Origin of the sequence: Planomonospora antibiotica (assembly GCF_014647955.1) — a bacterium.
GTDB lineage: Bacteria > Actinomycetota > Actinomycetes > Streptosporangiales > Streptosporangiaceae > Planomonospora > Planomonospora parontospora.
Window position 1 is genome coordinate 1 of record NZ_BMQE01000113.1, and the last position, 3,917, is coordinate 3,917.

The 3,917-nt window shown below is 70.0% G+C and carries 7 protein-coding genes; 3 read left to right on the forward strand and 4 right to left on the reverse strand.

Annotated elements, in window-relative coordinates:
- Positions 1 to 38: 38 nt before the first annotated feature.
- The 3 genes from IEZ06_RS35490 to IEZ06_RS37920 all read right to left on the reverse strand — a co-directional run bounded on the left by IEZ06_RS35490 (position 39) and on the right by IEZ06_RS37920 (position 1,752).
- Positions 39 to 269: an STAS domain-containing protein gene (locus tag IEZ06_RS35490; RefSeq protein ID WP_229799147.1), complete on the reverse strand. Its 231-nt coding sequence runs from the start codon at positions 267 to 269 to the stop codon at positions 39 to 41.
- 157 nt (positions 270 to 426) lie between these two features.
- Positions 427 to 1,467 carry a PP2C family protein-serine/threonine phosphatase gene (locus IEZ06_RS35495; RefSeq protein ID WP_229799149.1) on the reverse strand — a complete coding sequence of 347 codons (1,041 nt, stop codon included), beginning with the start codon at positions 1,465 to 1,467 and terminating at the stop codon, positions 427 to 429.
- Positions 1,468 to 1,632: 165 nt separating this feature from the next.
- A complete protein-coding gene (locus IEZ06_RS37920; RefSeq protein WP_505853200.1) occupies positions 1,633 to 1,752 on the reverse strand; it encodes a DUF302 domain-containing protein in 120 nt (39 codons plus the stop codon).
- A 55-nt stretch (positions 1,753 to 1,807) separates the two neighbouring features.
- Between IEZ06_RS37920 and IEZ06_RS35500 the strand changes: the two genes are divergently transcribed.
- Positions 1,808 to 1,969: a hypothetical protein gene (locus tag IEZ06_RS35500; RefSeq protein ID WP_189241056.1), complete on the forward strand. Its 162-nt coding sequence runs from the start codon at positions 1,808 to 1,810 to the stop codon at positions 1,967 to 1,969.
- Positions 1,970 to 2,171: 202 nt separating this feature from the next.
- Complete coding sequence (locus IEZ06_RS35505) at positions 2,172 to 2,417, forward strand: SHOCT domain-containing protein (RefSeq protein WP_203872446.1); 246 nt, start codon at positions 2,172 to 2,174, stop codon at positions 2,415 to 2,417.
- Positions 2,418 to 2,517: 100 nt separating this feature from the next.
- On the opposite strand, the gene IEZ06_RS35510 is transcribed toward IEZ06_RS35505, so the two are convergent.
- Positions 2,518 to 2,733, reverse strand: coding sequence for a DUF1918 domain-containing protein (locus IEZ06_RS35510; RefSeq protein ID WP_189241055.1), 216 nt, complete (start codon positions 2,731 to 2,733; stop codon positions 2,518 to 2,520).
- Positions 2,734 to 2,893: 160 nt separating this feature from the next.
- On the opposite strand from IEZ06_RS35510, the gene IEZ06_RS35515 reads away from it, so the two are divergent.
- Positions 2,894 to 3,880, forward strand: a complete 987-nt coding sequence (locus IEZ06_RS35515) for a glycoside hydrolase family 44 protein (RefSeq protein ID WP_229799151.1) — start codon at positions 2,894 to 2,896, stop codon at positions 3,878 to 3,880.
- Positions 3,881 to 3,917: the final 37 nt, after the last annotated feature.

The window sequence follows — 3,917 nt, forward strand, 5'->3', positions numbered from 1 at the left end:
CCAGCCCGAACTGTCCGGTGCAAGCGACGAAGGGGACATCAGCTCACGTAAAGCCCTCTGAGGCCGGCCGAGTCGCAGTAGGTGATCTCTTCGGTGTCCACCACGACACGGGGCGGGGTGTTGAACGCCGCGGCCTGTTCGAGCCGGGCGTGGAAGTACGGGGCGGTGGACATGGTGAGCTCACCGGCGGGCCGCACGATGACGACGGCGCCGCGCAGACCGGTGAGCACGGAGAGGGTTCCGGATCCAGAGGGATTGGCCCATGCCACTCGTGTGATCGCCTTTCGCTGCCGGATTCCCGGGCCCTGCGGCAGAAGTGGTGCGCTTGACGGACCCGGACGGACACACCGACGGGACCGTTCCGGCCCCGATCGGGATACACGGCGATCCATCATTGCATAGGGCAAAAAAGGGTGATCTGGAGGGTCACGTGGACTGTCTGCGCACCAGCAGCATCGCTGCGTCATCGAGCAGCGGCCCTCCGATGTGGTCCAGCAGGTCCGAGCGCAGCTCGTCCAGAGCGTTCTGCGGATCGGTCACCGCCAGCAGGTGGGCGCGTTCCGGCAGTGGGTAGAAGGTCCCGGACTCGTTGCGGGCCTCGATGACGCCGTCGGTGTAGAAGAGGATCTGCTCTCCCTCGCCGAACGGGATCCGTTGCGGCTTGGGCAGGGGCGGGCCCAGCGACGCCAGGCCGAGCGGCAGCCCTTCCTCCTGGGGTTCCACCGGGCGGGCCCGGCCGTGGCGGTCGATCAGCAGGGGCGGCGGATGGCCGCAGTTGAGCAGGGAGATCTCACCGTCGGCGGCCTCGGCGATGATCGCAGTGACGAATCTCTCGCCGCCCAGGTGCCGGTCCAGGCTGGTCTCCAGTCGCTCGGCCACTCCGGGCAGATCGGCCTCGTCGTAGGCTGCTTCGCGGAAGGCGCCCAGCACCCAGGCCGCGGTCTCCACGGCCTCCAGCCCTTTGCCCTGCACGTCGCCGATGAGCAGGCGCACGCCGTACGGCGTCGTGACGACCTCGTACAGGTCGCCGCCGATCCGCGCCTCCGCCGCGGCCGAGGTGTAGGACAGCGCCACTCGCAGATCTCCCGCCTTGCGCGGGACCGGACGCAGCAGCACCCGCTGGGCGGCCTCGGCGACCAGCCGGACGTTGGCGAGCTCCCGCTCGCGCCGGATGCGCAGGTGGCCGGCCAGCATGCTGGCCGCGGTGATGGCGATGATGGTCGCGATGGTGAGGTTGTTCTGCGTGGTGAGCAGCAGCCGGTTGTAGGAGGCCAGGGGGATGCACAGCGCCAGCGCGATCACGCCCACCAGCGCGGTACGGCGGATGCTGCCGGAGACCGAGGCGAAGGTCGGCCCCAGGGTCAGCAGCGGCAGGAAGCCCAGACGCGGGCCGGCCAGCACGTCGATCAGGGCCACCGCCGCCATGACGACGAACGGCAACGACCGAAGGACCTGCTCAGACTTCACACGTGACTCCATCCACCGGTTGTGTACCGGTTGCCCGTTTCTGCCTGCCGGTAACCGTAGAGCAAATCCCTCCAAAGGTCAGGTAAAGAATTCAGTGATAGCCGGACATCGCCCACTGGCCTCCCGCAGCCGGCGACCGACCCCCGGTGAAACGCTCGGCGCTGCTCACCGGCGGTCGTCGATCTCGCTGACGACGCCGAACCCGTGCTCGGCCAGAGCCTGGCGGGTGGCGGCCACCGCTTCGTCGAAGGGCGCCTGCACGGTGATGGTGTGGGCGTAGCTCATCGGCCGCTCCTGTCCTCGGACTGGTTCTCACCCGGGGTGATGCCCCGCGCGTGCGGTGACCACCGCCCGCGTCCGGCCCGGCGCCTCCGAGCCGTTCCTGGTGGAGGCGCTCAACAGCGACGTGCGCGGCGTCCAGGGCGGCACCACGGCCGAGGGGATCCACCTGGCGGCGATGGTGGGCGTGCTCAGCCTGTTCAACGAGCCCGCCGGCCGGTGATCCGAGGGTGGTCCCGGCCGGGTGCCCGCCGGAGTGAAGGGGCGGCCGGGATGGCGACGGCGGGTGGGGCCCGGAGGGAAGACCTTCCCTCCGGGCGGGAGGGACTTTCGGCCCTGGTCAGCGGGCCCTGCGGGTAGCAACGTGGAGATGAACCGCTACGGATGTCGGGGGGGGTGCCGTGATGGGGTGGCACGAGCATGGGATGAGCGGCTGGGGCTGGCTCGTGATGTCCATAGGCATGGTCATCGTCTGGGCTTTGATCATCACGGGAACCGTCATCACGCTCCGTTACCTGGGCGTAGCCCAACGGACCGGTGCACCGCCGGCCAGACCGTCCCCGCAGGATCTGCTCGCGGAGCGGTTCGCCCGCGGGGAGATCGACGCGGAGGAGTACCGCAGCCGTCTGGAGACGCTCCGCGGTGGCGGGGCATCGGCCGCCCGCGGCTGACGGCGCGCATCGCCGCCCGCCACCGGGCGGAACCGCGGTGCCGCAGACGGCTCCGGTGCCGGAGACCTCCACAAGGGCTCCGGCACCTCCGGCAGGAAGGTCACAAGGCGGCCAGATCGGCCTCCCGCTCCTGCTTGGTCACCACCCGGGCGTCGGGACCGGGGAACACGAGCGTCTCGTGCTCGGCGTCCATCCAGCGCACCACGTAGGGCGGTGAGCCGTCGGGATGGCGCAGCTCGGTGACCACGCCGATCCGCCGGGGCTCATGGTTGTAGGTTCCTTCGACGATCAGCCGGTCCCCCACCGCTGCCTTCATCGCCTTCCCCTTTCCTCGGCCGCCTCCGCACAGCGAATGGCGGCCACCGGGCGGGCCTGCCGTCCGGCGTCCCGCTTTCACCTCCATCATCCTCTCTGACCTGCGGCGCGGGTACAGGGGGATCGTCTGGAACCGTCGGGTCCGAAGACCCGGGGCCGTCATGACCGCGGTGGGCCCGGATCGCCGGGACGGGCCGCAGCGGTCCCGGGGCGGAGGCGGGCGTGCCGGACGCGGCGGCGGACGGCCGTCACCCGGCAACGGCCGGTCGTTCCGAAAGTTTCAGAGCCAACCTGGGGGAACACCGCTCCACCGGTGGGGTGGCAACCACACCACCCGCTACAACTTCCGAAACGACGCCACCAACCGGGCGTCGGACTGGTACTTCGAGAACATCCCCAACGCCAACCCCGATCCGGCGCGTCTGCCGGACGGATCGGAGACCGACCGGTTCGTCGAGCAGAACCGGGCGGTCGGCGCGCAGACCATCCTCACCGTGCCGATGCTCGGCTGGGTGGCCAAGGACCGGGCCAGAGCCTGCGGCTTCAGCGTCGCCAAGTACGGCCCGCAGCAGTCCACCGACCCGTGGTCGCCCGACTGCGGCAACGGCAGGAAACCCGACGGCACGCCGATCACCGGTACCGACCCGAAGGACACCAGCGTCGCGATCGGCCCGCAGTACGTCACCGACTGGATCACCCACCTCAAGGACCGGTACGGCAGTGCCGACAGCGGAGGCGTGCGGTTCTACAACCTGGACAACGAGCCCGACCTGTGGCACTCGACCCACCGGGACGTGCGCCCCGCTGGACTGGGCTACGACGAACTCCGCGACCGCACCTACTCCTACGCCGCGGCGATAAAGGCGGCCGACCCGGGCGCCAAGACCCTCGGCCCGGTCGGCTGGGGCCTGAACTCGATCTTCTACTCGGGGCTGGACCAGGACGTCTGCGGCCGGACCGGCTGCTGGAACAACCCTCCTGACCGGGCTGCGCACGGCGGGACCGACCTGGGCCCGTGGTACCTGGACCGGATGCGGGAGTACGAGGAGGAGCACGGCACCCGCATCCTGGACTACTTCGACATCCACATCTACCCGCAGCAGGCCGGGGCGCACAGCAAGGACCAAGGCCGCGTAGTTAAGCCGTGATCCCTGCTGTCGACTTGGCTGTTTCTGCAGGTCGAGA